Below are 25,164 nucleotides of genomic sequence, written 5' to 3'. Positions count from 1 at the left end.
GTTCCTTGAAATGGCTTCTTCCGATTTCTCCGCCACCATCGCCGCCTGGGCTGAAAAGACCAAGCAGCGCATGGAGGATGTCGTCGAAACCTCCGTCCGGCTGCTGGCGGAGGCTGTTGTGGAGAGGACGCCGGATACCGGCGGGGCGCTGGTGAATTCATTCCAGGTTTCCGGTTCGGCGATGCCGGTCATGCATGCCGGAGTATCTGCCGCCGATGCGCCTGATGGTTCCAATGCCGAGCCGGTCAATCTGGCTGCTCTCAGCGCACCGCTGGGCGGCAAGATCTATATGGGCTTCACCGCACCCTATGCGGCCGAGATCGAATATGGCCGTGACGGCAAGGCAGGCGCCGGCATGGTGCGGCTTGCGGCGCAGGAATGGCAAGACATTGTCGAGCGCGCCGTTCGCGAGACGGACTGATCCTTTCGAAATTTCAACATCATAGAGACGGGTGACTGATGGCGACTGGAACGGACGCACTCATTCTGGCTGCGCTGCTGGACTATCTGGCGGTGCTGAGCTTCAGCCCGCCGCTGCCGGTGGCGCAGCCGGGCATTGCCTTTCCGCCGGCGGGGCAAGCTAAGCCGGATAATTATTTGGCCGTCAGCTTTCTGCCCAACCGCCCCCGGCAGGTGACGCTTGGCGACGATCCGCAGCAGAAGCTCGGGCTTTTGCAGGTTTCCGTCTATTGGAAGGCCGGCGGCGGGCTGATCAAGCCACTCGATGCTGCCGGCCAAGTCATCGACCATTTCAACAACAAGACGCTGTTCGCCTCTGGCGTGAAGATCACGATTAGCGGCGAGCCGTGGGCCGCAGGCCCGATCCAAGAGGATGACCGCGTGCAGATACCGGTCACCATTCCCTACACCGCCTTTGAACCGGAGACATGATCCATGGCGAACAAAAGCACGAAGAAGGGCTCGAAAGTCTACGTATGCGAGACGCCCCAGAATACCGATCTCACGGCCACCGCCTATGCCGCGCTGACCTGGGTGCAGGTGGGCAAGGTTGGCAAGGTCGGCGATTTCGGCTCGGAATCCACCATCAACAACTACAACACGCTGGATGAGCCGGTGCAGCAGAAGCAGAAGGGCGTTTCCAACGCCGGCGATCCGGAGCTCGAAGTCGCCTCCATCGCCGACGATCCCGGCCAGGACATTCTGCGCACCTTCGGCGACCCCCTCAACGTCAACAACATGGCGATCAAGGTCGAGCGCAACGACGCGCCGCAGGGCAAGACCAACACGGTGTTCTATTCGCGCGGCGTCGTTTCCGGCCCGCTCTATCCCGGCGGCGGCTCCGACGATTTCGATCTGGAGAAGTTCAAGGTCGGCCTCAACCAGTTGCCGATCCGCGTCGATCCCGTCACCACGCCGTAAGCGCGATCTTACGGAACCTTGCGCGCGTCGCTCTCCTGCGGCGCGCGGCCACTTTCAAATGTCCCAACCGATAAGGTGTTTCCTTGGATATCTCCAGTCTCGTCAATTCCGAAGATCTCTTCGAGCTGCAGCTCCTGCATCCGGCAACCGAGGAGCCGCTCGGCATCTCCTTCATGATCCGCTCGGCCGAGAGCAACGAGGTGAAGAAGATCGTTCGCCAGCATAGCGACCGCTTCCTCGCCAGCCGCAAGAAGAAGCTGACCACCAGCAAGGTCGAGGCCGAATATCTCGACAAGGCAGCCGCCGCCATCGCCTCCTGGAGCTGGGGCGAGCAGCAGTGGAAGGGCGAGCAGCCGATACTCTCCTTCGAGAGGGCCCGTGAAGTCGTCGAGGAAGCCGGCTGGATCTACGATCAGGTGGCCGGCGCCTCGGAGGACCGCGCAAATTTTATGAAGAGCTTGCCGAAGGGCTTTCAGAAGCCGTAAGGGTCGTTGCACGCTATGATTGCGTGCGCGATACAAACGGTGAGACCCGGCGCGAGCGCAACGAGGCCTTCGAGCTTTTAAGCCCGGAGGCCGAGGTGCCGGAGGCCGGCCATGCGCTCTGGGACTGGTTCTGGGACCTGCGCTCGGCGCGGGCCCCCGGCTTTTCCGGCCCGGCGCCGCTCTCCCATCAGGAAATGCTCGCCTGGCTGCATCTGACCGGCAACCTCCTGCGCCGCGAGGACATCGCCGTGCTGAAGGCCATGGACGGGCGCTATTGCCAGGCGGTGGAGGAGGAGACGGAGGCGATCAGGGCGCGGGAGGCGGGGTAGAGGGTCTCGCTATAGAATTTCAGTAGGTGAGTCTCACATTGTCTACAGCAGCGCCGGCGTCAGTACCTTGTATGCCGACGTAGCTGCAGGCCGCTTCAATCCGCTGATATCGGCTTTGGACGATGGCGTTTGTGCTCAAGTAGACATAAAATTCTACCGGCTTCAGAACGCCTTGATCGAATTGCTTCAGCTTCTCTTCCCGCATCGAAATGCTGTCGTCGGTCTTTTCAAGGTAGCTTGCGAACGCACTGCGACCCATTGGAAATTGGGCTTTGGAATGGTCAACTTGCGTATAGGTAGCTGATGAACCGAGGCGGAATTTCAGTGCAGCTTCGCAGGTTGCCACCATTGTCAGCGCCGCCGCAGGTTTTGATGGTGTGGCCGCTTTCCACTCACTCGTGTTTTGAGGGAGAGGCCTCTTTTCTGGCTCAGTATAGCCAAACTCTTGGTTGCACGCGTCAACCTCTTTGACCGCTGCAGAGGTCATTTTGTCGAAGAAGTCGGTAGTTTCTCCTGCGTTGAATAGCTTCACGTCTTTCCAGAGACGAAAGCAGAACGAGGCTCGAATATCAGGAAACTCCGCTCGGCAATCATCCGCTTCGGCAACCATGAGAGCTAATGAACCATATGTCTTTTCTCCTGCTTTCGCACGGACTTCTTCTCTTAGTGCATCGGTGCATTTGAATTTTCGTTCGGCAAGCTTGGCAGCCTTCTCCTCCTGCCATGCCTGGTAGTATTGCCAACCAGCAATACCGCCGACAATCGCGGCGCTCGCGATTACCACTGCGCATGCGGTTGCGATCAAAGCCTTTAGCCAAACGTCCATAAGTGTCTCTCAGAAATTTTAAGGAGTACAAGTGCGGATGCCGTGACTTCAGCTGAACAGCCGCCTGAATGTGTCGCGAATCCATCCCGTATAAGGAAGCGCACGCGGAGAATGCAGCCAGAAGTAGTTGAAGCCTCATAGTCGCCCGCTTTTCTTAGCGTTGCGTCTCTAACCAGTCCGCGTTCGTTTTGCCGTCGACCATTACGTAGAGACGGTCCGCTCTGGAGGTGTCTTCATTGTCAGTTGGATATTGACATCTGGAGGTGCCGCGAATTGGTGTGCCATAAGCGTTAGGAGCATCGTAAGTTATAAGAACCTCAAACATCAGAGGTTTTACCCGGCCTTGGTCAAAATCCTTCATCCTGGCTCCCTGGATGAGCGGCCCATATTCGTCTCCCGCCAAATAGCGTTTGTAGTCGGCGCGGTTGAGAGGCTCGTTGGATTCTTTGATTTCGACCCGCTTGTATCCTGCCGGTGCTAAAAGTCTCAATTTCAAAACTTCTTCGCACACGGTCACTAATTTCGAATCAGAAGAGCTACAGCCGCCAATGGCTGGCAGCAAAAAAGCCACGCTGACTAATCTCCACAATCTAATCACGAAATCCCCCATTCAAAGCGCAGGGTTGTATTTCGCATGTTTTGAAAAGGTATGCCAGTGACAGATATTGCAACTTTGGGCGTGAAATTCACAATCGTTGGTGCCGATCAGGTCGCCACGGGGATGAATCGTGTTGCCGTTGCGGCAAACAAAGTGGAGTCGGAAGTTGGGGCTGCGGCGCGCGCGATTGGTACGCTAGGCGGCAAGGCGGCCGCAAGTACAGGAGCCATCGGCAAGGGAATTACGGTGACAGTGCATTAATTCTCTCCAATGACGGCTTTGGGTTTGCGGCCACGACGAGCCGGCTTGAGGGTGGCGTCGGTGAGGTCTTCGAGCCGATCGAAAAAGTCGGTATTGCCGATGGGGCGACCGATGCTTTCGGCATGGCGAAGCGCGGCAAACGCCATCTCTTCCTCTCCCGCAGTGAGGAGGGCGGCGAAATCGGGAAAGCGAGCGCGAACCGGTGTTGTGGTCGTGACGCCGTCATCCTCAATCAGTCCAAGTTGGGCCGCGACACTCGACCATCGCCAATCGGCAGCCCGTTCGACAAGGCGTGCACGCACGGGATTGAGGGCGACGTAGCGGAGCGCTGCTGCCAGATGTTCTTCATCCATGGGGACACAACCGAAGCGGCCCTGCCAGAAATGGCCGGTCCGGCGCAGTCTTGCATGGATATGGCCGGCATAGGCGCGATGTACGCGAGATAGAGCCCGGCGAATGCCGTCGGCATCCGCCGGCACGAGAATGAGGTGAACATGGTTCGGCATCAACACCCAGCCCCAGACCTCGACGTCGGCGGCACGGCAATGATGAGCCAGCAGATCGCGATAGAGCGCATAGTCATCATCGCAGAAGAAGGTTTGCGCCCGCCCGTTGCCGCGTTGGGTGACGTGATGTGGAATATCAGGGACAACGATACGAGCGAGACGGGCCATTGGTTGTGTTGATCAGATATGAAATCTTATTTGAGTGCACTGTCACCGTAATTCTATGTCACCGTAATTCTAGACGTAGCCCCTTAGAGATAACCTAGTGCTCGGCAGTTTCTTAGAATATTGCGAGAATAATCGTTATCGGTGATACGTTTACCAAGTTCATCATTGATAAGGCTGCAATAGGTTCGCACTCGCTCAGGCTCATTGTCATTTGCTGAGGCAAGATCAAAAAGCTCTTTTCTGGCTTCTTCTGTCGAGGCCGCAGTTCTGTTTGTCGCCTGATTTTTTTCGAAAGCGTTCCATCCGAAGTAAGCGCCTCCCGCGATGATCACTATACACGTGGCTGCGATTAGACCCTTCAACCCACTAGCCATAACACGTTCTCCGCGAATTCGTTATGCGTATCTCTTGCACCTTTTCGAAAGGTTTACCAGTGATCGATATTGCAACTCTTGGCTTAAAAGTTATTTTTCTTGGCGGTGATGAAGCCGCCGCCGAGATGACGCGTATAGGTTCAGCTTCAGACCGGGCCGGAACAGCGATAGGGGCGGCAGGGCGTGCGTTGGAAGTGATGACTGGTAAAGCAGCAGGCTCTCTTGGGCCTCTTTCCAGTTCTCGCGCCCGCGTTGCCATGCTGGGTGACAGCTACCGTGGGCTCGCTGCTGCTATCGACAAAAGCAAAAGTTCTGCTGGTGCGGCAGATTCTCAGAATGCTTCTAGCATAGTCTCTGCAGATGCGCTTGCGGCAGCAAACAAAAACGTCGGCAAGTCCCTCGTGGATATTGCTACTCAAATTGCAAGTGGGCAGTCACCATTCCTTGTCGCTCTTCAGCAAGGTAGAGAACTGGGAGCGTTGCTCGGCGCCTCGGGCGGTGGCCTGAAAGGTGCGTTCGACGTACTAAGCAACGCAATAGGAAGTATGCTAAACCCGACAACGCTATTGGTTTCAGGTTTGGTGGGGGGCGCAGCGGCGCTCATCCAGTATTTCGCAAGTGCTGCAGATAGCGGTAAAAAGGCGAATGAGCAGCTACAAAACGAAGTGCGTCTTATCCAAAGTATAGCTGAAAAATGGGGGGACGCGCTTCCTCAATTAAAGAGGTACGCAGATGAGCGCGAGCGAATTGCGAGCGACAAAGATATAGTAAGTGCCTCTGCCGCCGCCGCAGAAGCTCAGTGGTCGAGCCTGCGCGCAACTGCAGGCGATCTAAGAATCAACTTCGCCGACCTCGTATCTCTATTGCAGGCTGCTGGAGCGGAAGTCGAGGATATTTCTGCGCTCCAGCGTTCCTTTAACGAGCTGGCCGAAGGAATTGAGAAGGGAACAGCGACAGCAGAGAATGCAAAACGCGTACAACGCGAACTTGCTGATTTAGCATTGGCAACGGGTATTCCGGCGGTCGCTGCCTTCGCCGAACAATTTAGTACGCTATCAAGTCAAATTGCTGAGGCATCAGATAAAGCCTCCGCTTTTCGACAAGAGGCAGCAGTTTTGACAAAACTAATACCTAACTTGCCGCCTCTGGGTCAGTTAAATCCAATTATTTCTGGTGATGGTCGTTTCATAACTGATGCGAATGAACAGCAAAATTATCGAGCTGAGGAATTCGACAGGCAAAATCCGCGGGTTCTTAGCAGTAGTGTTTACGTTCCTGTGCCATTGCCCGAGAAGCGTCCAAACGTTGAGGCTGAGCGCTTGCCGGGAGAACATTCCGGTCGAAGCGCATTTGCTCGAACTGGTGGCGTTGAAAAAAGCAACGACTATCAAAGTGAACTTCGATCAATCGTAGAGCGGACAAACGCAATCAAATCTGAAACTGCTGTGCAAGCGAATTTGAATCCAGTGCTTGATGACTATGGTAACGCACAGACCAAGGCTAAAGCAGCAGCCGATCTTCTTGCCGCGGCGGAAAAGCAGAAACTGGCAATAACGCCAGCCCTCAACGCACAGATTAACGAAACTGCTGCTGCGTATGCCAATGCCGTGGCGGAACAGAATCGTCAGACTGAGGCTACAAAAAGGGCCCAAGAGGCGATGAGCTTCGCTAAGGATTTAACCAAGGGCTTCATCACCGATCTCAAAACCGGGTTGCAGAATGGTGAATCCTTCTGGAAATCCTTCGGCAATGCGGCAGTAAATGTGCTCAACAAGATATCAGATAAGCTTCTTAACGATGTTCTGGACAGCCTCTTCAAGGTCAACAGTGCCGCGAGTGGCGGCGGTGGTATTGGCGGCTTCTTCTCAAGCCTGCTCGGATTTGGCGGCGGCGGCGGTTTCAACATCGGCTCGAATGCAACCGTGCCCATCTCCGGCTTCGATCCCTTCAGCGTTCTACCCGCTGGATGGGCCGATGGCGGCTATACCGGCTCTGGCGGCAAGCATGAGCCGGCCGGCATCGTTCATGCCGGCGAGGTCGTCTGGAGCCAGAAGGATATCGCCCGGGCGGGCGGCGTCGGCGTTGTCGAGGCGATGCGGCTTGGCCGGCGCGGCTATGCCGATGGCGGCGTCGTCGGCGAGGGCGGGCCGCAATTTGTGAGAGCGCAGCCGGATGCCGCCGTTCCCAATCGCCGCCTCAAGGCCGTCAATCAGAACAGTGCCTCGGGCGCCAATTCCGATGTGCATGTCACGGTCGGAGTTTCCGTCGATGAGAACGGCAATCTGAAGGCCTATGTGAAGAATGTCGCCCAGAGCGAAGCGCAGACTTCGACACGGCAGGGGCTGAATGATTTCAATCAGCAGCTTCCCGATCGCGTCGCGCAGATCAACCGCAATCCCCGGAGGCGTTGATGGCCGTTTCCTATCCCTACAGCCTGCCGGATTTCGCCGATCTCCTGAAGATCTCCAGCGTCGTTTGGGACATCCAGCGCAATGACGAGCTTTCCGGCTCCGGCGATGGCCGGGTCTGGCAGGCGGAGCTGGCGCCGCCGCTCTGGATCGGAACGGTGACGCTGGCCGACATGTACAATGCGGAGGCGAAACAGATCGCCGCCCGCATCCGCAAACTTCACGGCGCCCAGGAGGCGCTTTTTCTTTATGATCCGCTGTCGAAATATCCGCAGGCCGACCCCGACGGGACGAAACTCGGCGCCGCGAGCGTTAGCGTGGCGGCACTCGGCGCCGACAATGCGTCGGTCAGTCTCAACGGTCTGCCGGGAGGCTATCGGCTGACTGTCGGCGACAAGATGCAGGTTGCCTATGGCGACCGCTATGCCTTTCTCGAAGTGTCGGAGACGGTGACGGCGAATGGCGCGGGCGCAACCCCCGTCTTCGGCGTCTTCCCGCATCTGCCGGCGGGCTTTGCCGCCGGTCTCGGTGTGGCGCTGCTGCGCCCGGCCTGCAAATGCCTGATCGCGCCCGGTAGCCATAATCCCGGCACCGCGAGCGGCCCGATCACCTCCGGCGCCACCTTCAAGGTCATTCAGAAGAAATAGACGATGAAGAACATCACCTCCGCCTTCTTCGCGGCGCTGACCGGCGCGCGCGACAAGGGGCTTGTGCCCCGTCGTTTCGTATGGATCACCGGCAAGGACCTCGCCAGCGGCGCACCCGCTTCGATCGGTCTTTGGACCGGCGACGACGACATCAACATCACCGTCACCTCCGGCGTCACCGGTCTGCCGGAGGCGCGGACCTATTATGGCGGCCTCAATCTCACGGTCAGCCCGATCCCGCGCACGGCGGATCTGACGATCCAGACCGTGACCATCACCATCGGCCAGATCGCGCCCGCCGTGCAGCAGCTCGTGCGCGGCTACGATCTGCGGCTGGCGCCGATCGAAATCCACGACATGTCGTTCGATACCGGCACGCGCCTGCCGAGCGCGGCGCCGGAGATAGCCTTTCTCGGCATTGCCGATGGCGCGCCGATGAAGACGCCGGCGGTCGGTCAGGACGGCGATATCGAGATTTCCGCCATCTCCGCCGCCATCGCCATGCTGGAGCGGACCAATCCGGCCAAATCCTCCTATGAAGGCCAGAAGCGCCGCAGCGGCGATGAATTTGGTCTCTATTCCAGCACCGTCGCCAACTGGCAGATTCCCTGGGGGCAGAAGTCATGACCGAGCTTGTGAGGGTCAAGAACTGGCGCGCGCGTTTCGTCGCCGAGATCGATAGGTTGAAGCGCACGCCCTTTGTCTGGGGCAGCCATGATTGCGGGCCGGGCCTTGCCGGCAATCTGGTGCTGGCGATCACCGGCGTCGATTGCGCCGCGCAGTTTCGCGGCGAGTATTCCACTGCGGCCGGCGCGCTGAAGACCATGAAGGCGGCCGGCTTCGACAATCTCGCCGATCTCGTCGCCACCATGCTGCCGGAGATCCATCCGAGCCAGGCCCATATCGGCGATATCGCCGCCATTCCGCATGAAGGTCCCTTTGGCTACGCCCTCGGTGTCGTCAATGGCGAGCGCATCTTCGTGCTGCGCGAGACCGGGCTTGGCACGGTCGATCTGCTCGACGCTACACGGGCCTTCAAGGTCGGCTGAGCCGGCCAGGACATCCCGTTTTTGTTATCACCTGTCGGTGACTTGTTGCTGCCGCTCCAGTCGGCGGCGCACCTTTTTCCATGCGCCATTCGAGGTTGCCAGATCCATGAAAATTCTGATTTTGCTCCTGAACGTTGTCGGCTTCTGGCTGATGGCGGATGCCGCGCATGCCGATCCGATCACTGCGGCGATCGCCGCGATTTCCCAATTCATCGGCTCGATCGGCGTCATCGGCAAGCTGGTACTGACCGTTGCGATTAACGTCGGCCTGTCGCTGGTCGAAAAGGCGCTGGCGAAGAAGGACCAGCCGCAGCAGGCAGGCGCCAAGCTCGAAATCAGCATGGGGGACGACCACCCCATGTCGTTCATCATCGGCAGCTACGCCACGGCTGGCCGGCGCAAATATGCCGGCTCCTGGGGCGAAGACGGCAAGACGCCGAACGCCTATTTCACCGATGTCATCGAAGTCGGCAGCCTGCCCAACTATGCCGGCGAGCGCGGCCTCACCAGCGTCTGGATCGACGATCAGCAGGTCGGCGTGCTCTGGGAAGAGCCGCATCCTGATGGGCGCGGCTTCCCGGTGCTGCAATATCGTGTGAAAGGCAAGGATTATCTCTGGATAAAATTTCTCGACGGCACCCAGTCGGGCACCGACGCATTCCTGTCCGCGAAATTCGGCGCCAATCCTGATCGCCCTTGGAAGACGACGATGATCGGCCTTGGCTGTCAGGTCGTCATTTTGACGGCACGCTACAATACCGATCTGTTCTCCGGCATCCCCGCCGGCCTCTACCAGCCGCATCCGGTGCCTCTTTACGATATCCGCAAGGATTCGTCTGTTGGCGGCAATGGCGCCCATCGCTGGGACAATCCCGCCACCTGGGAGCCGACGAGCAACCCGGCCACGATGATCTACAATCTGGCGCGTGGCGTCTACCGTGGGTCGGAATGGGTCTATGGCGGCCAGAATATCGCTGCTTTCTGCCTACCCGCCGCAAACTGGATGGCGGCGGCAAACGCTTGCGACGCCGCTGTTGCGCTCGATGGCGGCGGCAGCGAACCAGCCTTCCGCGCCGGCTACGAAGTGCAGTGCGATCAACAACCGCTCGACGTGGTCTCCGAGCTCTTGAAGGGCTGCAACGGCCGAATGGCCGAAGTTGGCGGCATCTTCAAGGTGCTGATCAGCACGCCCGGCGGCGCTGTCTATTCCTTCTCCGACGACGATATCGTCGTTACGGAGGAACAGGATTTCCAGCCGTTTCCCTCGCTTTCCGACACCTACAACGCCATTGAAGCGACCTATCCAGAACCCAGCGAGAAGTGGGCGACGAAGGATGCGCCGGGCCGCTACAATGCCGATCTGGAAGCTCAGGACGGCAATCGCCGCCTGCCGGCGCAGATCCAGTTGCCGGCCGTTCCCTTTGCCAATCAGGTGCAGAGTGTCGGCCTGGCGATGATCCAGGACTACCGGCGCTTCCGCGTGCACCAGATATCGCTACCGCCCGACGCCTATCCGCTGGAGCCGAACGATGTCGTTTCCTGGACCTCGGCACGCAACGGCTATGACGAAAAGAAATTCCTTGTCGTCAAGGTCGAGCCGCAGCCGAATTTCCTGATCGTCGTCACGCTGAAGGAAGTCGATCCTGCCGACTACGATTGGCACAGCGGTTTGCAATTGCCCTCCGCCACCGGCTGGATCGGCCCGATTACACCGCCGTCCCAGCCAATGGTCGGCTGGACCGTCGAGCCGGTAACTGTGAAAGACGCCGGCGGCATCGATCGTCGGCCGGCGATCAAGATCAGTTGCGCGGCGGACATGGACGATGTTGAGCGCGTGTGGGTGCAAGTCCGGCTAAAGGACACCGGCGATATCGTCTTCGACAGCGACAGCACTCGCTACGCTTCGCCATTCTCCTGGGTGATTTCGGGCCAGTGGATGCTGTCGAACACCGACTACGAGGCGAGGGGCCGTTATATTCCCAAATCCAATCGCGCCACGGATTGGTCGGCCTGGCTGAGCGTGAAGACGCCGAATGTCCTGATTCAAACGGGCGACGTTCTCGATGGCGCGATCATCGCCTCTAAGATCGCCGATGCGGCTGTGACCGCCGCCAAGATCATGGACGAGGCGGTTACCAATCTGAAGCTCGCCGACGAGGCGGTTTCGACGGCGAAGCTGCAGGTGGCTGCTGTTACGGCCGACGTGTTGGCGAGCGGCGCGGTGATCTCCGCCAAGCTCGCAGACGGTGCCGTGACCGCTGCAAAGCTTGCGCAGAGTGCGGTTGATGCGACCAGCCTCGCGAGTAGCATCAAGGCTGTTGAGGTCGTCTCTTCCCTTCCAACCACCGACAATGTCGAAGGCCGGCAGGTTTTTCTGACGACAGATGGGAAGCTTTATCGCTACTACGGCGGCACATGGACGGCCGCCGTCGCGGCTGGCGATGTCAACGGGACGCTGAACGCTTCACAAATCGCGGATGGCGCGATCACGAATAATAAGCTGGCGGCTCTGGCGGTCGATGCGAGTAAACTTGCCGATGGTTCAGTGAGTGCCGCAAAGCTTGCGGCAAATGCGGTCGATACGACCAAGTTCGCTTCCGATATTCGGCCGGTGGAAATTGTTTCGAGCTTACCGACGACGGGCAATGTCGAGGGCCGAACAGTCTATCTGACGACGGATGACAAGCTCTACCGGCATACCGGCAGTGCCTGGACGGCAGCGACAGCGGCTGCTGACATCGCTGGTCAGATCGTCGGAACACAGATTTCCGACGGCGCTGTCTCCACGCCGAAGCTCGCGGCCGGTTCGGTCACGGCCAATGCGCTCGCCGCCGGCGCCGTCACTGCCGACAAGATCGCCGCCAACAGCATCACGGCCGGACAGATTGCTGCCGGCGCGATCGGGGCGATGCAACTCGCCGCAAGCGCGGTGACGGCCAAGTCGGTCGCAATCGGTGACTTCGCCAACATGATCACCAACCCGTTCTTTGACCAGGGAGCGGCGGGCACGGACGGTTGGCTGCTGGGCGGCACGATCGCACCCAGCCGGATTGTGGGAGCATCCGGAGATCCCGCGCCAAATTATATCCGCATTCCGGACGCGAATGGCGGGATTGACTACGCCATCTTCGACCCTGGACAGGCCACTACGGGTTCAATGCCCTGCTCGGCCGGGGACAGTTACTATGTCGAGTTCTATATCCGGAAAAACGGTGCACCCACAGCGTCATTCGGCTCGTACCTGTCGGTCTCTGATCGCACGAGCGCGAACACTGTATGGCCACAGGTGTATTTTGCTCTCGCTGCCAACGTTCCCACGGTTTGGACGAAGGTGCAGGCGCTGGTGAACATCCCCGCCACCGTGGCGAACAATGGTATCCCGGCAAGGTTCAACCTTCAGCTCACCGCGCGCCCCGGCACGGCCGACAACAGTGGGTCCTACGACATCGCTAAGCCGGTTTTGCGCAAGGCCACCGGCGCGGTCATGATCGAAGATGGCGCGGTGACGGCCTCTAAGGTTGCCGCCAACGCCATCACGGCCGACAAGATCGCGGCGAATGCCATCACAGCGCGCAGTCTCGTTCTACAGGATTGGGAAAACCTCATTCCTGATAACCAGATGCAAAGTTCCGATTCTTGGTTCTCCAGACCCGCCAATGCGGTCATCAACCCGGTGGCGACACAGCCATTCAACAGCAAGGGTTCGCTTGATTACACCTATGTTGTGGGTCCCGGCTACCAACTAATCGTCCAGTCGGATGCGTTTCCGATCGTCGCGGGGCAGCAGTATCTTGTGTCGTGCCAAGCGATCCGAACGTCCGGTACGAAGATGGGAGTGTGGGCGCGCGTTCACTGGACAGACACCACAGGTCAGCTCCTGAACCCTGATGTTTATCCCGCCATTTTCGACACCTCGGGAGGCACGACAGTTTCCGGGCTTCAGGCCTATACGGTTACGATGACCCCACCCGTGAACGCTTTTGGAGCTATATTCCGTATCTACGTTCAGCGGGATTTCACAGACGGCAACATCTCGTTCGGGGGTGTTAGCTTCTTGCGCAAGGCGTCGGCTAATCTGCTGGTCGATGGCTCTGTGGTTACCGGCAAGATCGCCGCTGGGGCAGTGACGGCCGGGACCATTGCCGCGAATGCGGTCACGGCGGGCACCATCGCGGCCGGCGCAGTCTCGGCCTCGCAAATCGCAGCCGATGCGGTGACCGCAGACAAGATCGCTTCCAATGCCGTCACCACGGATGCGCTTGCGGTTGGCTCCGGCAAAAATCTACTGCAGAACGCAAGTTTCTCTATGGGTATGGATTGCTGGACCTATTTGCCGAACGGCACGATCCCCAATCAAACCTTCCGCATCCGTGCTGTCACCGAATCATGGGCTGGGCCGAACTGCCCGACTTTGATGTTGTGGCAGAACGGCGCTAATACCGGAAACAACTACTGGAGTGACATTCGTTGGGGGCGGCCCGACGCGCCGACGTTGCCGAACAACCTCAAATATGGCGTGCCCTGCGCTCCCGGTGACTGGTTCGAGGTATCAGCCTATGTCTCTGCCCATCGCTGCTTGGTTGAGCTGCGGATACAGTGGATTGCTTCAGATGGCGTAGCTGTTGGCTATACTACGACCGATCAGAACAACGGTATCGCGGGAAGTGCGACCAATCCGGACCTCTGGACACGTCTCAGGTGTGTCGGTGCGGCTCCCGCTAATACGGTCGCGGTATCAATTTATATCCGCAAATATGAAACGAGCGCCGGCCAAACCGACAGCTATATGTTCCTCAACAAGCCAATGCTGTGCCGCTGCCCCCCGAATGCAGCAGAGTTTACGCCTTGGAGTGATGGCGGCGTGGTGATGATCATGAACGGCGGTATCGTCGCCAGCGCCGTGACAGCTGACAAGATCGCCACCAATGCCGTAACCGCAGACGCGATCGCGGCCAATGCGGTCACAGCCGGCAAGATCGCGGCCGGTGCAGTCACTGCCACGACGATCGTTGCCGGCACGATCACCGGCGACAAGCTTGCCGCGAACACGATCGGCGCATCTCAGATAGCGGCAGGCGCGATCACTGCCAAGCAGCTCGTGCTGACCGACTTCTCCAACATGGCGGACAACGGCTGGCAGGCGGGCAGCATCACCGGCTGGACGACGCAGAACCTGCAGAATTTTTACAATGACAATAGCGGTGGAGATGCGGCCGGCTATTTCCTCCAGTCGCTCGGGCGAGATTGTGCCTATTCTAACTTCGTCGCGGTCTCAGCCGGAGAAACCTATGCGTTTGACGTTTGGGTCAACAACACTGATCCGAATCAGGCCAATATATATGCCTTCCCGCGCGCGCCTTCGGGGACGATCTCGCCTGTAGTGATCACCGGCACGAGCACAAAGAATGCATGGGTTCGTCTGCAAGGAAAATACACTGTTCCTTCCGGAATAACCGCTCTTGCCATGGATTTGCAGGTGAACAGGACGGCCGGCACCGGCAGCTCCTGCTTCTGGTCCAAGCCCGTTATGCGGCGTGCCATGTCGGCCGAACTGATCGTGGATGGCGCCGTTACCGCCAACAAAATCTCGGTCAACAGCCTGGATGCGCTGACCGCCAATCTCGGTGCGGTCAATATCAGCTCGGCCGTTATCGGCACGCTGCAGGTTGGCACGTCCAACATCTCCGCAGGTGCGGTCACCGGGGTTGGCGTTGGACGTATCGCCGGCACCCAGAACATCGCGGCTAACGCCACGGTCAATCTGGTGAGCTGCGTCGTCAATGTTGCCGGCGACGGTCGCGTCGTGATCGACGCCATGACGCTCGGTCAGTACAACCAGAATGGCGGCAGCCAGAACTCTCAGCCGATCGGCGTCAACATCTTCCGTGACGGGACAGCGATCTTTAGCCAGACCTACTATCTCGGTGTCGTTCAGACCGTCGTCTCCGGCACAGGCGGCAGCAATGGCAGCACCACACAGACGACCTATACGGCCGGTCTTGTGGCTGTCTCGGGCCTCTATGACGCCCCCGGCGCTGGCAACCACACCTACATCCTGCAGATCTATTGCCCCGGCAACACCATCGGCTGGAACGAAAGCAACATCACCGCAACAGCTCTCAAGAGGTAGCTCCGTGACTGCGTTAGAAGATAGAACGATCCACTACATCGTCTATGGTCCTGATGGAGCCATTCGGCAGAGCGGCGACTGTGCCTTGAGCCTGCTGCCGCACTATGCGCCGATCTATGGCCAGGGCTTCAAGGCGATCGAAGTGCCGGCCGACCAATACCGTCGTGATATCGATGCGCACTGCTATGTGCTGGATGGCGTCATCACTGCCAAGGGCACAGCGCTCGATGTCAGCGAATACACAGTCAACGCTGACGGCGTGGACGCGGTGCGCTTTGCCGTGCCGGCCGGCACGTCGGTTCTTCATGCCGGCGAGATCGTCGCGATCGAGGACAATGCCTTTGAATTCACCACCGACGTTCTTGGCGACCATCGATTTTCCTTTATCGCACCCGCCGCCTTCCATCACTTCGAGGTGACGATTCATGCTGCTTAACGTGACCGCCGATCTCACTTCGGAGCGCGTCCAGGCGCAAGCTTACATTGACAAACAGATCGGCCATGCGCGCGCTCTGTTCATCACGCTCACACCCGGTCAGGAGGCGGTCTATGCGCTGAAGCTTCGCGAGGCGCAGTTGATCGCCGCCGATCGCCAGCAAGGTGCAAATGTTGCCGAAAGCGAAACGCCACATATCTCGGCCGAGGCCGCCGAACATGGCGTTAGCCGCTTCGAAAAGGCCGTCGAAATCCTAACGCGTGACCAACATTGGGCTGTCGGCTCCCAGATGATCGAAGCCGTCCGCCGATCGGCAAACGCCGCACTTGCCGCCGCTAAAACGGCTCCCGAAATCCGCACCGCCTACGAGATCGATTGGCAGGCCGTGCGCGCCTATGCCCAAGCCTAAACAGCAGAAAGGACTGCCATGTACCGCATAGACAGCATGTATGAACCGATGGTCGAGGCGCTGCTTGCCGCTCGATCGGAAAACAAGGCCGATCGCTGGATGGCTTGCGTTGCCTTCTGGCTCGGCCGGCAGCAGATCTACAACGTGCCCGATTATTGGCTAGCGCTCGCTGCCAAGATCACGTCCGGACTGGATGCTACCGACAAGAATGCGATCCTCGATCAACTGAGCAACAAGGAAGCTAACTTGGTCAGCTCTGCCGGCGATTGGCCGGAAATGCCAGAAGGCCTCGCGGCGGTCGTCGCCGGCTGGTCTCCGGAGCCGGCTCCGGTCGATCTTTACGTCTATGCTGCGACCAAGCGGTATGCCATCGAAACGGGCGGCATCGTCTTTAACGGCACGAAGATTGCTACGGATCGGCAGAGCCAGGCACTCATCACCGGAGCCTATGCTTATGTGCAGGCTAACCCCACGGTCACCGTAAATTTCAAGACTGCAAATGGCTTCGTCATTCTGACCGTCGAGCAGGTGACGGCGATCGCCAATGCAGTCGGTGCTCACGTGCAGGCCAGCTTTGCGGCTGAGGACGCGGTAGCTCAGGCCATCGCTGCAGGCACGATCAAGACAACGGCGGATGTCGACGCCTTCGCTTGGCCGGCAATAGCGGCGTAAAAGGAGGACTTGATGTCTACCTTCGTGAACTCTCTCAAGAAGCAGAATGAGTTTCTACAAGGTGAGGTGGAGCGTTTTGCCAGCGCCGTAGACGATCTCGCCGGACAGCTCGCACAGGCGCGAGCGCAGTTGGAAGCAAAACAGCGAGTTGGAGTAGCGTCTGAAAGGTCAGAAATGGAACCTGCCGATGACACGACGATGATCGCGCCGCCCGATGAAACCGCATAGGAAGAACTTTGCCGCTCGCAGAGAGAGGCCCTTGCGAGCGTAAAAATTTCTGGTCAGCTATGAAGAAAAATGGGCGGCTAAATTGGCCGCCTGGAAGCAAATTCTAGCGATCTTCAAGGTTCGACGCCAAATTTAATATTAGTCAAAGGATCATTCATGCATCGTGCGAAATTCTTCGCGGCGGTGCGCACATCGCTGTTCAGCGGGCGGCTGTCGCAAAATCAGGTGAACGGCACGGAGGCCATCCTCGATGCCTGGGAGACGAGCCCGTTCGACGTACGCTGGCTCTCCTACATGCTAGCGACGGCTTATCACGAAAGTGACAATACGATGTGCGCCATTGTGGAAAACCTCAATTACTCGGCCGCGGGTCTCAAGGCTACATTTCCGAAATACTTTACGGCAGCGCAAGCGGCGATCTATGCCCGACAGCCACAACGTATCGCCAATCGCGCATATGCGAGCCGCATGGGCAATGGCGACGAAACGAGTGGCGACGGATGGCGCTATCGTGGACGAGGTTTGGTACAGATTACTGGTTACGAAAATTACGTGAAATACAGTATTTCTGATGAGCCCGACAAAGCACTCGATCCTGCCAAGGCTGTCGAAATCTTGTTCGACGGCATGATCAACGGCCGGTTTACAGGCAAGAAGCTGGCCGATTACTTCAGCGCTGAGGTTACCGACTGGATCGGTGCCCGCAAAGTCATCAACGGCACCGATCGAGCCGCAGGCGTTGCGGACTATGCCAAGTCCTTTGCCGCTGCGATCGAAGTGGCGCGGTAGTCTGCGTCACAAGACTGTGGCGGCTCAACACAATCATTTTTCCCCCAGAAAAGGATTGCTACATGCGTGCTCCGCTTTTAGCGGCGGCAGTCGGATTTGCTTTGTCCGGTTGTCAAACGGCGTCGCTCGATATCGCGATCCAGAAAAATCTCCCGAAGGCTTGTCAAGCGTTGGAAACTGCACATGCCGCTTTCATGTCCATTGTCGCGATTGGTACGGTCAAGCGATCGGTGATCAACAAGGAAGCGGCTGCTTATATCGGCGTGCGGAGCCTTTGCGTCGACCTCGAGCGCGAGACGGCCGCCGATGTTTTGGCACAGGTAGTGCAGGCCTACGCAACAATCGATACCGCTCTCAATATCGCCCGACAAGCGCGGTAATTTCATGCCTTCACAAAGGAGCCTTATGTTGAATACCAATGCTCTGCACAATGTTTTGAACATACTAATCACGCTGTCCGCGCTGTTGGTTGCCATTCTTCTGGCGACGGGCTGCACACAGCTAGGCGATGGCACGCTAGAATGTTCACGATCCTTTATCGGACCGAGCTACACAGCCTACGCTATCGCGGGTCTCGGCGCACTTAAGATCGTGGTCAATATTACCCGCGACGGGCTTTCCGGTTTGATCAAGCCCCAGCCGCCTGTCGGTAAATAACAGCCCTTTTTAGTTATTTTGGCGGGACGCGGTAGATTCTTGTTGCAAGGGTTTTGCGGAGATAGATCATGACGGTGAACGAATTTCTCGATGCGTTAGGCATCAAGGTCGGCGTCGTCATCGCTGGCCTCTCCGGGGGCATTTTGCGTGGCTTATCCCGCCGGCGCTATACCACCCGAGAAATTGTCGCGTCGCCCATTTGCGGGGCGCTGGCGGCGGCTTATCTGACAGAGCCAGCGCTTTATTATCTGCGCGCCATCAATTGGCCGCTACCGGAAAAGGACGCCGCGGCCATGAATGCGACGGCGTTCGTGGTTGGTGTCTGCGCCATGTGGATCGCTGACCTGATTTTCGATTCGATTTCCCGATGGATAGGAGGTGGAAGGGCCGCACCCTGACTGCCACCGCTATATGCCGTATTGTCGCGTTGATTTCAGTTTTCTCCAATGCATTCGTCGGTTTTACTGTGCCGACCATTTCCCTATCTCGCCCTCTCCTTAACGGGAGAGGCCCCCTTTTGCGTTTGTGGTTTTTGTAATCGTTCCAGGCATTGCTTTTGCTGAGGCAAGTTTATTCCGGTCGTCAGCATGAGATCTTCATTCCATCGACAACCGCTATGGATACATCTGCACTAATCATTACCGCCACCGTTACTAGGCTGATAATGATGGCAGGCGGACTTTGGAGATGAAAGGCGCTTGTGATGAGCCAATGGCCAGATACCCGGATCCTTGACCTATTCGATATCGACATTCCCATTATCCAGGCTCCCATGGCAGGCGCGACGACGCCAGAAATGGTAATTGCAGTAAGCGAGGCTGGCGGTCTCGGATCCCTGCCAAGCGCTCAATACAATCCGGAGCAACTCCGCGCGGCTCTGGATATGATAAGAGCGGCAACGAAAAAGCCAATCAATGTGAACTTCTTCGCTCACACCATGCCTGAAGACGATCCTGCGCGGCACATGGCATGGCGAGCACGGCTTGCCCTCTACTATGTCGAAGCAGGGCTTGATCCTGCCGCACCGGTTCCGGCTGGCGGACGCGCGCCATTCGATACCTCCTTCTGTGAAATCGTAGAGGCCTACCGGCCTGAGGTCGTCAGCTTTCATTTTGGACTACCGGATGCGGATCTGGTCCGACGAGTGCGGGCAACCGGAGTAAAGATAATTTCGTCAGCGACTACGGTAGCGGAGGCGCGGTGGCTTGCCGAACGTGATGTCGACGCCATCATCGCCATGGGTTTCGAGGCTGGCGGCCATCGCGGCAATTTCCTGACGCAAGATATGGCGACGCAGGTCGGCACGATGGCGCTGGTGCCGCAGATTGCCGATGCTGTCACGGTCCCCGTCATTGCCGCCGGCGGAATTGCAGATGGGCGGGGGATTGCGGCAGCTTTCGCACTTGGCGCCTCCGCCGCGCAGATCGGCACGAGCTATCTGTTTACGCCCGAGGCGAAAATTCCCGCGGTCCATCGCGCGGCACTGGAGCATGCAGGCGACGATAATACGGCGTTGACCAATGTCTTCACCGGACGGCCGGCGAGGGGTGTGATGAACCGCATCATGCGAGAGGTGGGGCCACTCTCTCATCTGGTGCCCGCGTTTCCGACGGCCGGCGGTGCCTTGGCGCCACTGCGCGCCAAGGCCGAAGCGGCTGGTTCCGGTGATTTCACCAATCTTTGGTCCGGCCAAGCCGCCAAACTGGCGCAGTCACTCCCGTCGGCTGAGTTAACCGCGGTTTTGGCGAATGATGCGATCACCGTTATGAGACGGTTGGCAGGGCGTGGCTAACCAAGTAAATAAGGCTGGCCGCTAAACTCGCTGGGCGCGCTTTTGCTCGTCGCGGGCAAAAGAGGGGGAGATATCAATGGCTTTCTCGGCTGATCTGGCAGATCGTTTTGCCGTTTCTACATGGTCGCTGCACCGCGCGCTCGGCAGCACTTATCCTTACAAGCCCGGCGGCACGGATGCCCCAGCGCGGCAACCGACTTATGGGGAAGGCTCGATCGCTCTGATCGATCTCCCGAGACAGTTTGCCGAACGCGGCATCTTCCGGATGGAAATCTGCTCGTTTCATTTGCCGAGCCGTTTGACTGCTTACATCGCCGATCTGCGGAATGCCTTCGACAAGGCAGGCGTCAAAGTGCAGACGCTGTTGGTTGAAGACGGCGATCTCAGTAATCCTGAGACGGCGGAGCGTGACGCTGAATGGATGGCGAGCTGGATCGAGGTCGCCATGGCGCTCGGCGCCGAGAATATGCGCGTGATTGCCGGTAAGGCGCAGCCGACTGACGAAGCGCTGAGCCGGGCAGAAAAACATCTTCGTTGGCTGGCCGAGCGGATTGCCGGAACCGGTATCCGACTTGTTATCGAAAACTGGTTCTCGCTGCTGCCGGGGCCGGTCGAGGTCAACCGTGTGCTTGACGCGCTTGACGGCAAGCTTGGTCTCAACGGCGATTTCGGCAATTGGAGCGGCGCGGGCAAATATGGCGATCTCGCCAAGATCATCGGTCGCGCCGAACTCTGCCATGCCAAAGCGCATTATTCGGAAACAGGCCTCGATACCGAGGATTATGTTCGCTGCGTCGAACTCTCCAATGCTGCGGGCTACAAAGGCCCGTTCACGCTGATCTACGACTCCTCGTTTTATGGGGACGAATGGTCGGGGATTTTGGAGGAGCGGGATTGTATCGCGGGCGTGTTGCGGAAGGCCACAACGGCGGCATGACGGCGCCATGATTGCTGCGGAGATCCAGCTCTGCCGCGATTATGCTTCGCGCATGGGCAAATCCCGCGCTTCCGATTTATCCACGAATTGCGGCGAGGCGCGCCTTCTGCCGATGAGGCCGCAGCACAGGCGCTATGAATTTCAGTGAAATTCGTAATCGTGAAGGGCGCCGAGCAGTCGATCCTGTGTCTGATAGCCAGCGTCATAGAGGCTGATCGCGACGTTGGCCGCGGACAGGCCTTCCTGGCTTTGCAGTTTGATGCTGCGTTCGGCACACCAGGCGTAGAGCGCGCCAGCAAGGATATCGACATCATCGGGATATAGGGGCGAGTTGACCATCATAGACATTCGCTACACCGTGGTTGGAAGCTCGAACTTGAGCGGAAGCGGAGCAAAGACTGCTTTGATTCCAAAAGTTTGCAATCGGCTTCTCTTGCCGGCGTTAACGCCTGCCTGATTTGATACAGATACAGTTTCGTATCGGCACAGGTGCTTGCTCGAAGGAGACTATTGCGGTGTCTGGTCCGGCGCGTGCGGTGCTGGATTTTCGATCTGTTCCCTGCCGTTATGCGGTACAACGAACAGCAGGACACCCAGCGCAAGGGCGAGTGCCACCATGATCAAAAGGATAAGTCTCGGCCGCGAAGGCATCATTGATGAACCGGCTGCGACGCCTCGACCGCTGCTTCGATCAATTCCTCGGCATAAGATAGGGCAGAGGCTGTGTCCTCGCCATCGAGTTTCAGTTCCCGGCATTTGCGGTGCATGGCCCTGCGAATGTCTGCAAGCAGGGTCGCGTCGACATCGACATGCCCCTCGAAGAAAACATGAGTCAGAGCAGATTGGGCTACGACTTCGAGTACTGCGACACGTCCCTCGATTTCGCCAAGCGAAGGAATGGCGTTTTTCTCCACATGGTGTTTGCAATCGCGATGAGTGGTGAGCATTTCAGTGGTCTCCTCTGCTGAGGCAGATAACCAATGAGAGGCAAAAAGGTTCACTGAGATTTTACGAAAATCTGGGCCGGTGGCAACTGGCTTTTCGCCGCGATGTCATTGCCGGGAAGGCGTACGGAAACGGGTCATTTCATAGGGCAGAGGTTCGCATCCGACAGGACATCGGCGCAGCGAGGCGAGCGGCGAAAATCGTCGTAATAGAGTGTCCATTCCGTCGTGTCGGCGGCGCGATAGGGGCCGAACTTGAAATACTGATTTTTGCCTAAACCCTTGTCGGCATGACCGATATGTCCCTTGACGGTGACAATCCATTTATCGTTGGCGAAGATCTCGATATGGCCGGTACCGTCAGGGCCAGGCTTGCTGTAGATCGCAAAGTCGATCCAGCCGGATTCCGGTGTCGGTAATTTATTGCCATGGTCGGTGATGGTGATGGCACTGGTGCAGCCGGTGAATTCCTTGCCATCCTCCTTACCCCAACTGCTGTCGGTGGCGACAAGGGCTCGCATCTGATTGGTGTCCGAGCGGAACCAGACCGGCGTCTGATTGTCAGCACACTTCTTTGTTGCGTCGCTGACCTCGGTTGTCGGTGGAGCGACATAGTTGGTCTCGACTGTGGCGAAGAGCTTGCCGTTGTTCAGTCGCAGCGCCAGGAAAGGGCTGAAATCTCCCTTTGCCTTCGGTCCGATCTCGCGCTTCCACTGCGCAATGAGATAGCGATGATCACCGGAGGGAATAGGGTCGGCGAATTTGACCGCAAAGCCATACCAGACGCCTTGGTTATAGGGGACGCGATATTTGGTGCGTTCCCAGATTTCTGCTCGTTCACTGCAGTTCGTCTTGTCCGGTTGGCAGAGCGGCTTGACGCTGAGCTTCAGCGCGCCGGTGCCGGTGCGCTTTACTTCCGATTGGAATTCGATCTTGCCAGCTTTCTGTTCGGAATTGTCACGATAATAGAGATGGCCTGAAGGGGAGAAGTCGGTACCATCGAAACCATCGCGCAGAACCAATTGAGCTGGATTCTCGGCCATAGCGGGAGTCATGGCGCAGGTGCAAGTGCAGGCCAGGATAGCGGGCAGTGCATATTTTGCGTTCATGACAGCAGGCTCCTTCAGCGGATGATCGTGGAATACTATCAATGACCTGTTCGTCTTCGAGGGGCAAGAGGAGGCGACTTTGGGTAAGTGATCAGCGGCAGATGTCGATCTTGTGCTCGGCCAGAAGTGGCGGCTCGGTTTCGACATACCGAAGAGATAAGTAGACAAATCATCTCGTTCGCGTTTGATAAGCCGGCCAATTCTGGAGGAAGGATTTTCCATGACGATCGAACACGACCTCAGCCGCATCGCCCTGCAAGAGGAGACGCTGCGCTTCGATGCTTTCGATCTTTCGACCGCATGGGTGCTTGGCAAGTTGCTGCATGACCTTGCCAGCGAACGCAATTTGGGTGTCGCGATCGATATCACATTGCATTCCATGCCGGTCTTCTACATCGCGCTGCCTGGCTCGACGCCGGACAATTCCAACTGGATCCGCCGTAAGCGCAATATGGTGTTGCGCTATTTCCGCAGCAGTTATGCCAGCACTCTGCGACTGGAGCAGCAGGGCAAGACGATCGAGCACAACGGGCTTTCAAGCGCCGACTATGCTGCATCCGGCGGCAGCTTTCCGATCTTCGTTCTCGGCACGGGTTGCATCGGCGCAGTCACCGTATCGGGACTTCCGCAGCGTGAAGACCACAATCTCGTCGTTGAGGCTCTGGCGCTCACGCTTGGCCACGAACTGCATAATCTCAGCCTGTCATAAAAGAGGATAGCGGCGTCCGACTTAGCGGACGCCGCCCTTCATCTCAGATTTTGCCGCCAGCCTCGGCGATGACTTTGGTCAGGCTGCCTGTTGCCGGGAAGAGGGGGATGAGGCAGGCCTGGAGGGCGTGATAAATATCGCCCTTGCCGGGGAAAATCGTATGGGCGGGAACCAAGTCTTCCGTGAGTTCCTCATGCCACCCACCATTCTTATTGTCGATGAAGAAGCGGCCGATGGTGCCCCAGATCTTTCGATAGCTCTCCTCGTGGAAATCGCTCGGCACATGTTCGTTGAGATAGTGCGCGGCACCGGCGCCTTCGCATGCCGGCCACCAGAGCTTGTTGCGTTTGGCCGGCGTATCAGCCCAATCGAGCGTATAGAAGAAGCCGCCTTTGTTGCTGTCCCAACCTAGTGACATTGATTGAGAGAACAGACCCTTGGCGGCATCCGGCATCCAGTCGTGCTGCTTGCCGCCGAGAGACCAGAGCTGCAGGACGAGGCGCGCCCATTCCAACCAATGGCCGGGCGTCGTGCCCGAGGGGCGGAACATTTCGTTGCCGCGATAATCCTTGTCGAGTTCCCAGTCGGTATTGAAATGTTCGGCGACGCGCCAGCCGACGGAACCGGCGGAGCGGCGAATGACGAGATCGGCGATGCTTTCGGCTTTGTCGAGGTATGTTTTATTTTCGGTCGCTTCGAAGGCTGCCATCAGCGCTTCCGTCAGGTGCATATTGGAATTCTGGCCGCGATAGGCGCCACCATCGATCGGCGACCAATCCTGGTTGAACTCCTCGGCGATGGCGCCGTGTTTTTCCTCCCAGAATTTCGTGTTCAGAATTTCGGTGACATCGGCAAGCATGCCGTCAGCAAGCGGATGACCGATGGTCTTGGCGGAGGAGGCGGCGAGCAGCACAAAAGCGTGGCCATAGCCTTGCTTGCTGGCATCGACGGGGCCATCATTGTTGAGCGACCAAACATATCCGCCATGGGTGGCATCACGGTGATGCTTCCAGAGATAGTTCATGCCGTGATCGACAATATCCTCGGAGCCGGGGCGGCCGAGCAGCGAACCGATCGAAAAGCAATGAACCATACGCGCGGTCGAATGAATGCCCCGCACAGGGTTGGCTGCATCGAGCGGCCTGCCGGCATCATCCATATCGTAGAATCCACCCTTAGGATTGATGCAGCGATATTGGAAGAAATCGAAAAGCCCGCTTGCCTGATCAAGCAACCAACGGCGGTGATAGGCCCGCGAGCTCCAATTGCCGAGTGCTGCCGTTTCACGCTGTATGCCCATGCTATCCTCCCAAGACTCTTT

Annotated in this window: 30 protein-coding genes; 22 read left to right on the top strand and 8 right to left on the bottom strand. The window is 58.1% G+C overall.

Features of this window, described 5'->3' with window-relative positions; genetic code table 11:
• Positions 1-10: 10 nt before the first annotated feature.
• The 5 genes from NXC24_RS12845 to NXC24_RS12825 all read left to right on the top strand — a co-directional run bounded on the left by NXC24_RS12845 (position 11) and on the right by NXC24_RS12825 (position 2,194).
• Positions 11-421 carry a hypothetical protein gene (locus tag NXC24_RS12845; RefSeq protein WP_104823646.1) on the top strand — a complete coding sequence of 137 codons (411 nt, stop codon included), beginning with the start codon at positions 11-13 and terminating at the stop codon, positions 419-421.
• A 38-nt stretch (positions 422-459) separates the two neighbouring features.
• Complete coding sequence (locus NXC24_RS12840) at positions 460-891, top strand: phage tail terminator-like protein (RefSeq protein ID WP_104823645.1); 432 nt, start codon at positions 460-462, stop codon at positions 889-891.
• 3 nt (positions 892-894) lie between these two features.
• Entirely contained in the window at positions 895-1,380 is a 486-nt protein-coding gene (locus NXC24_RS12835; protein ID WP_104823644.1) for a hypothetical protein, read from the top strand.
• Between the two features lie 83 nt (positions 1,381-1,463).
• Positions 1,464-1,865 (top strand): hypothetical protein, encoded by a 402-nt coding sequence (locus NXC24_RS12830; RefSeq protein WP_104823643.1) that lies wholly within the window; start codon positions 1,464-1,466, stop codon positions 1,863-1,865.
• 23 nt (positions 1,866-1,888) lie between these two features.
• Positions 1,889-2,194, top strand: a complete 306-nt coding sequence (locus NXC24_RS12825) for a hypothetical protein (RefSeq protein WP_104823642.1) — start codon at positions 1,889-1,891, stop codon at positions 2,192-2,194.
• A gap of 19 nt (positions 2,195-2,213) precedes the next feature.
• Here the strand turns inward: NXC24_RS12825 and NXC24_RS12820 are convergent, their stop codons facing one another.
• Positions 2,214-3,020, bottom strand: coding sequence for a hypothetical protein (locus NXC24_RS12820; RefSeq protein WP_104823641.1), 807 nt, complete (start codon positions 3,018-3,020; stop codon positions 2,214-2,216).
• 154 nt (positions 3,021-3,174) lie between these two features.
• Positions 3,175-3,591 carry a hypothetical protein gene (locus tag NXC24_RS12815; RefSeq protein ID WP_158704477.1) on the bottom strand — a complete coding sequence of 139 codons (417 nt, stop codon included), beginning with the start codon at positions 3,589-3,591 and terminating at the stop codon, positions 3,175-3,177.
• 84 nt (positions 3,592-3,675) lie between these two features.
• Between NXC24_RS12815 and NXC24_RS12810 the strand changes: the two genes are divergently transcribed.
• Positions 3,676-3,879 carry a hypothetical protein gene (locus tag NXC24_RS12810; protein ID WP_158704476.1) on the top strand — a complete coding sequence of 68 codons (204 nt, stop codon included), beginning with the start codon at positions 3,676-3,678 and terminating at the stop codon, positions 3,877-3,879.
• On the opposite strand, the gene NXC24_RS12805 is transcribed toward NXC24_RS12810, so the two are convergent.
• Both NXC24_RS12805 and NXC24_RS12800 read right to left on the bottom strand, forming a co-directional pair.
• The gene (locus tag NXC24_RS12805) at positions 3,876-4,553 is read right to left on the bottom strand and encodes a transposase (RefSeq protein WP_104823638.1); all 678 of its coding nucleotides are present in this window, start codon (positions 4,551-4,553) and stop codon (positions 3,876-3,878) included. The two genes, NXC24_RS12810 and NXC24_RS12805, sit on opposite strands and share 4 nt — an antisense overlap.
• 83 nt (positions 4,554-4,636) lie before the next feature.
• Complete coding sequence (locus NXC24_RS12800) at positions 4,637-4,927, bottom strand: hypothetical protein (RefSeq protein ID WP_104823637.1); 291 nt, start codon at positions 4,925-4,927, stop codon at positions 4,637-4,639.
• Between the two features lie 23 nt (positions 4,928-4,950).
• On the opposite strand from NXC24_RS12800, the gene NXC24_RS12795 reads away from it, so the two are divergent.
• From NXC24_RS12795 to NXC24_RS12725, 15 genes are all read left to right on the top strand, one after another.
• Complete coding sequence (locus NXC24_RS12795; RefSeq protein WP_104823636.1) at positions 4,951-7,338, top strand: phage tail length tape measure family protein; 2,388 nt, start codon at positions 4,951-4,953, stop codon at positions 7,336-7,338.
• Complete coding sequence (locus NXC24_RS12790; protein WP_104823635.1) at positions 7,338-7,982, top strand: hypothetical protein; 645 nt, start codon at positions 7,338-7,340, stop codon at positions 7,980-7,982. The genes NXC24_RS12795 and NXC24_RS12790 overlap by 1 nt, the downstream gene beginning before the upstream one ends.
• Before the next feature lie 3 nt (positions 7,983-7,985).
• Positions 7,986-8,609 carry a hypothetical protein gene (locus NXC24_RS12785; protein WP_104823634.1) on the top strand — a complete coding sequence of 208 codons (624 nt, stop codon included), beginning with the start codon at positions 7,986-7,988 and terminating at the stop codon, positions 8,607-8,609.
• Positions 8,606-9,031, top strand: coding sequence for a hypothetical protein (locus tag NXC24_RS12780; protein WP_104823633.1), 426 nt, complete (start codon positions 8,606-8,608; stop codon positions 9,029-9,031). Before NXC24_RS12785 ends, NXC24_RS12780 begins: the two co-directional genes overlap by 4 nt.
• Positions 9,032-9,137: 106 nt before the next feature.
• Positions 9,138-15,161 carry a phage tail protein gene (locus NXC24_RS12775; RefSeq protein ID WP_104823632.1) on the top strand — a complete coding sequence of 2,008 codons (6,024 nt, stop codon included), beginning with the start codon at positions 9,138-9,140 and terminating at the stop codon, positions 15,159-15,161.
• A gap of 4 nt (positions 15,162-15,165) precedes the next feature.
• Positions 15,166-15,597: a hypothetical protein gene (locus NXC24_RS12770; RefSeq protein WP_158704475.1), complete on the top strand. Its 432-nt coding sequence runs from the start codon at positions 15,166-15,168 to the stop codon at positions 15,595-15,597.
• On the top strand, positions 15,587-16,006 hold the full coding sequence (locus tag NXC24_RS12765) for a hypothetical protein (protein ID WP_104823630.1): 420 nt from the start codon (positions 15,587-15,589) through the stop codon (positions 16,004-16,006). The genes NXC24_RS12770 and NXC24_RS12765 overlap by 11 nt, the downstream gene beginning before the upstream one ends.
• 18 nt (positions 16,007-16,024) lie before the next feature.
• Positions 16,025-16,678 carry a DUF4376 domain-containing protein gene (locus NXC24_RS12760; RefSeq protein WP_104823629.1) on the top strand — a complete coding sequence of 218 codons (654 nt, stop codon included), beginning with the start codon at positions 16,025-16,027 and terminating at the stop codon, positions 16,676-16,678.
• 12 nt (positions 16,679-16,690) lie between these two features.
• A complete protein-coding gene (locus NXC24_RS12755) occupies positions 16,691-16,906 on the top strand; it encodes a hypothetical protein (RefSeq protein ID WP_104823628.1) in 216 nt (71 codons plus the stop codon).
• 156 nt (positions 16,907-17,062) lie between these two features.
• Entirely contained in the window at positions 17,063-17,695 is a 633-nt protein-coding gene (locus NXC24_RS12750; RefSeq protein WP_104823627.1) for a hypothetical protein, read from the top strand.
• A 62-nt stretch (positions 17,696-17,757) separates the two neighbouring features.
• Positions 17,758-18,075: a cell wall anchor protein gene (locus NXC24_RS12745; RefSeq protein WP_104823626.1), complete on the top strand. Its 318-nt coding sequence runs from the start codon at positions 17,758-17,760 to the stop codon at positions 18,073-18,075.
• Between the two features lie 25 nt (positions 18,076-18,100).
• On the top strand, positions 18,101-18,352 hold the full coding sequence (locus NXC24_RS12740; RefSeq protein ID WP_104823625.1) for a hypothetical protein: 252 nt from the start codon (positions 18,101-18,103) through the stop codon (positions 18,350-18,352).
• 68 nt (positions 18,353-18,420) lie between these two features.
• Positions 18,421-18,750: a hypothetical protein gene (locus NXC24_RS12735; RefSeq protein WP_104823624.1), complete on the top strand. Its 330-nt coding sequence runs from the start codon at positions 18,421-18,423 to the stop codon at positions 18,748-18,750.
• A gap of 305 nt (positions 18,751-19,055) precedes the next feature.
• A complete protein-coding gene (locus NXC24_RS12730; protein WP_104823623.1) occupies positions 19,056-20,144 on the top strand; it encodes a nitronate monooxygenase in 1,089 nt (362 codons plus the stop codon).
• 76 nt (positions 20,145-20,220) lie between these two features.
• Positions 20,221-21,081 carry a TIM barrel protein gene (locus NXC24_RS12725; RefSeq protein WP_104823622.1) on the top strand — a complete coding sequence of 287 codons (861 nt, stop codon included), beginning with the start codon at positions 20,221-20,223 and terminating at the stop codon, positions 21,079-21,081.
• Between the two features lie 141 nt (positions 21,082-21,222).
• Here the strand turns inward: NXC24_RS12725 and NXC24_RS12720 are convergent, their stop codons facing one another.
• From NXC24_RS12720 to NXC24_RS12710, 3 genes are all read right to left on the bottom strand, one after another.
• The gene (locus tag NXC24_RS12720) at positions 21,223-21,429 is read right to left on the bottom strand and encodes a hypothetical protein (protein ID WP_104823621.1); all 207 of its coding nucleotides are present in this window, start codon (positions 21,427-21,429) and stop codon (positions 21,223-21,225) included.
• Positions 21,430-21,731: 302 nt separating this feature from the next.
• Positions 21,732-22,028, bottom strand: coding sequence for a hypothetical protein (locus NXC24_RS12715; protein WP_104823620.1), 297 nt, complete (start codon positions 22,026-22,028; stop codon positions 21,732-21,734).
• A gap of 134 nt (positions 22,029-22,162) precedes the next feature.
• Entirely contained in the window at positions 22,163-23,080 is a 918-nt protein-coding gene (locus NXC24_RS12710) for a polysaccharide lyase (RefSeq protein ID WP_245463985.1), read from the bottom strand.
• Between the two features lie 274 nt (positions 23,081-23,354).
• Here NXC24_RS12710 and NXC24_RS12705 point away from each other — a divergent pair, with 274 nt between their 5' ends.
• The gene (locus NXC24_RS12705; RefSeq protein WP_104823618.1) at positions 23,355-23,843 is read left to right on the top strand and encodes a heme-degrading domain-containing protein; all 489 of its coding nucleotides are present in this window, start codon (positions 23,355-23,357) and stop codon (positions 23,841-23,843) included.
• 43 nt (positions 23,844-23,886) lie between these two features.
• Here the strand turns inward: NXC24_RS12705 and NXC24_RS12700 are convergent, their stop codons facing one another.
• Complete coding sequence (locus NXC24_RS12700; RefSeq protein ID WP_104823617.1) at positions 23,887-25,143, bottom strand: AGE family epimerase/isomerase; 1,257 nt, start codon at positions 25,141-25,143, stop codon at positions 23,887-23,889.
• Between the last annotated feature and the right edge of the window lie 21 nt (positions 25,144-25,164).

The sequence above is a fragment of the Rhizobium sp. NXC24 genome, from assembly GCF_002944315.1.
Classification (GTDB): domain Bacteria; phylum Pseudomonadota; class Alphaproteobacteria; order Rhizobiales; family Rhizobiaceae; genus Rhizobium.
This window is presented reverse-complemented; position numbering and strand designations above follow the sequence as displayed.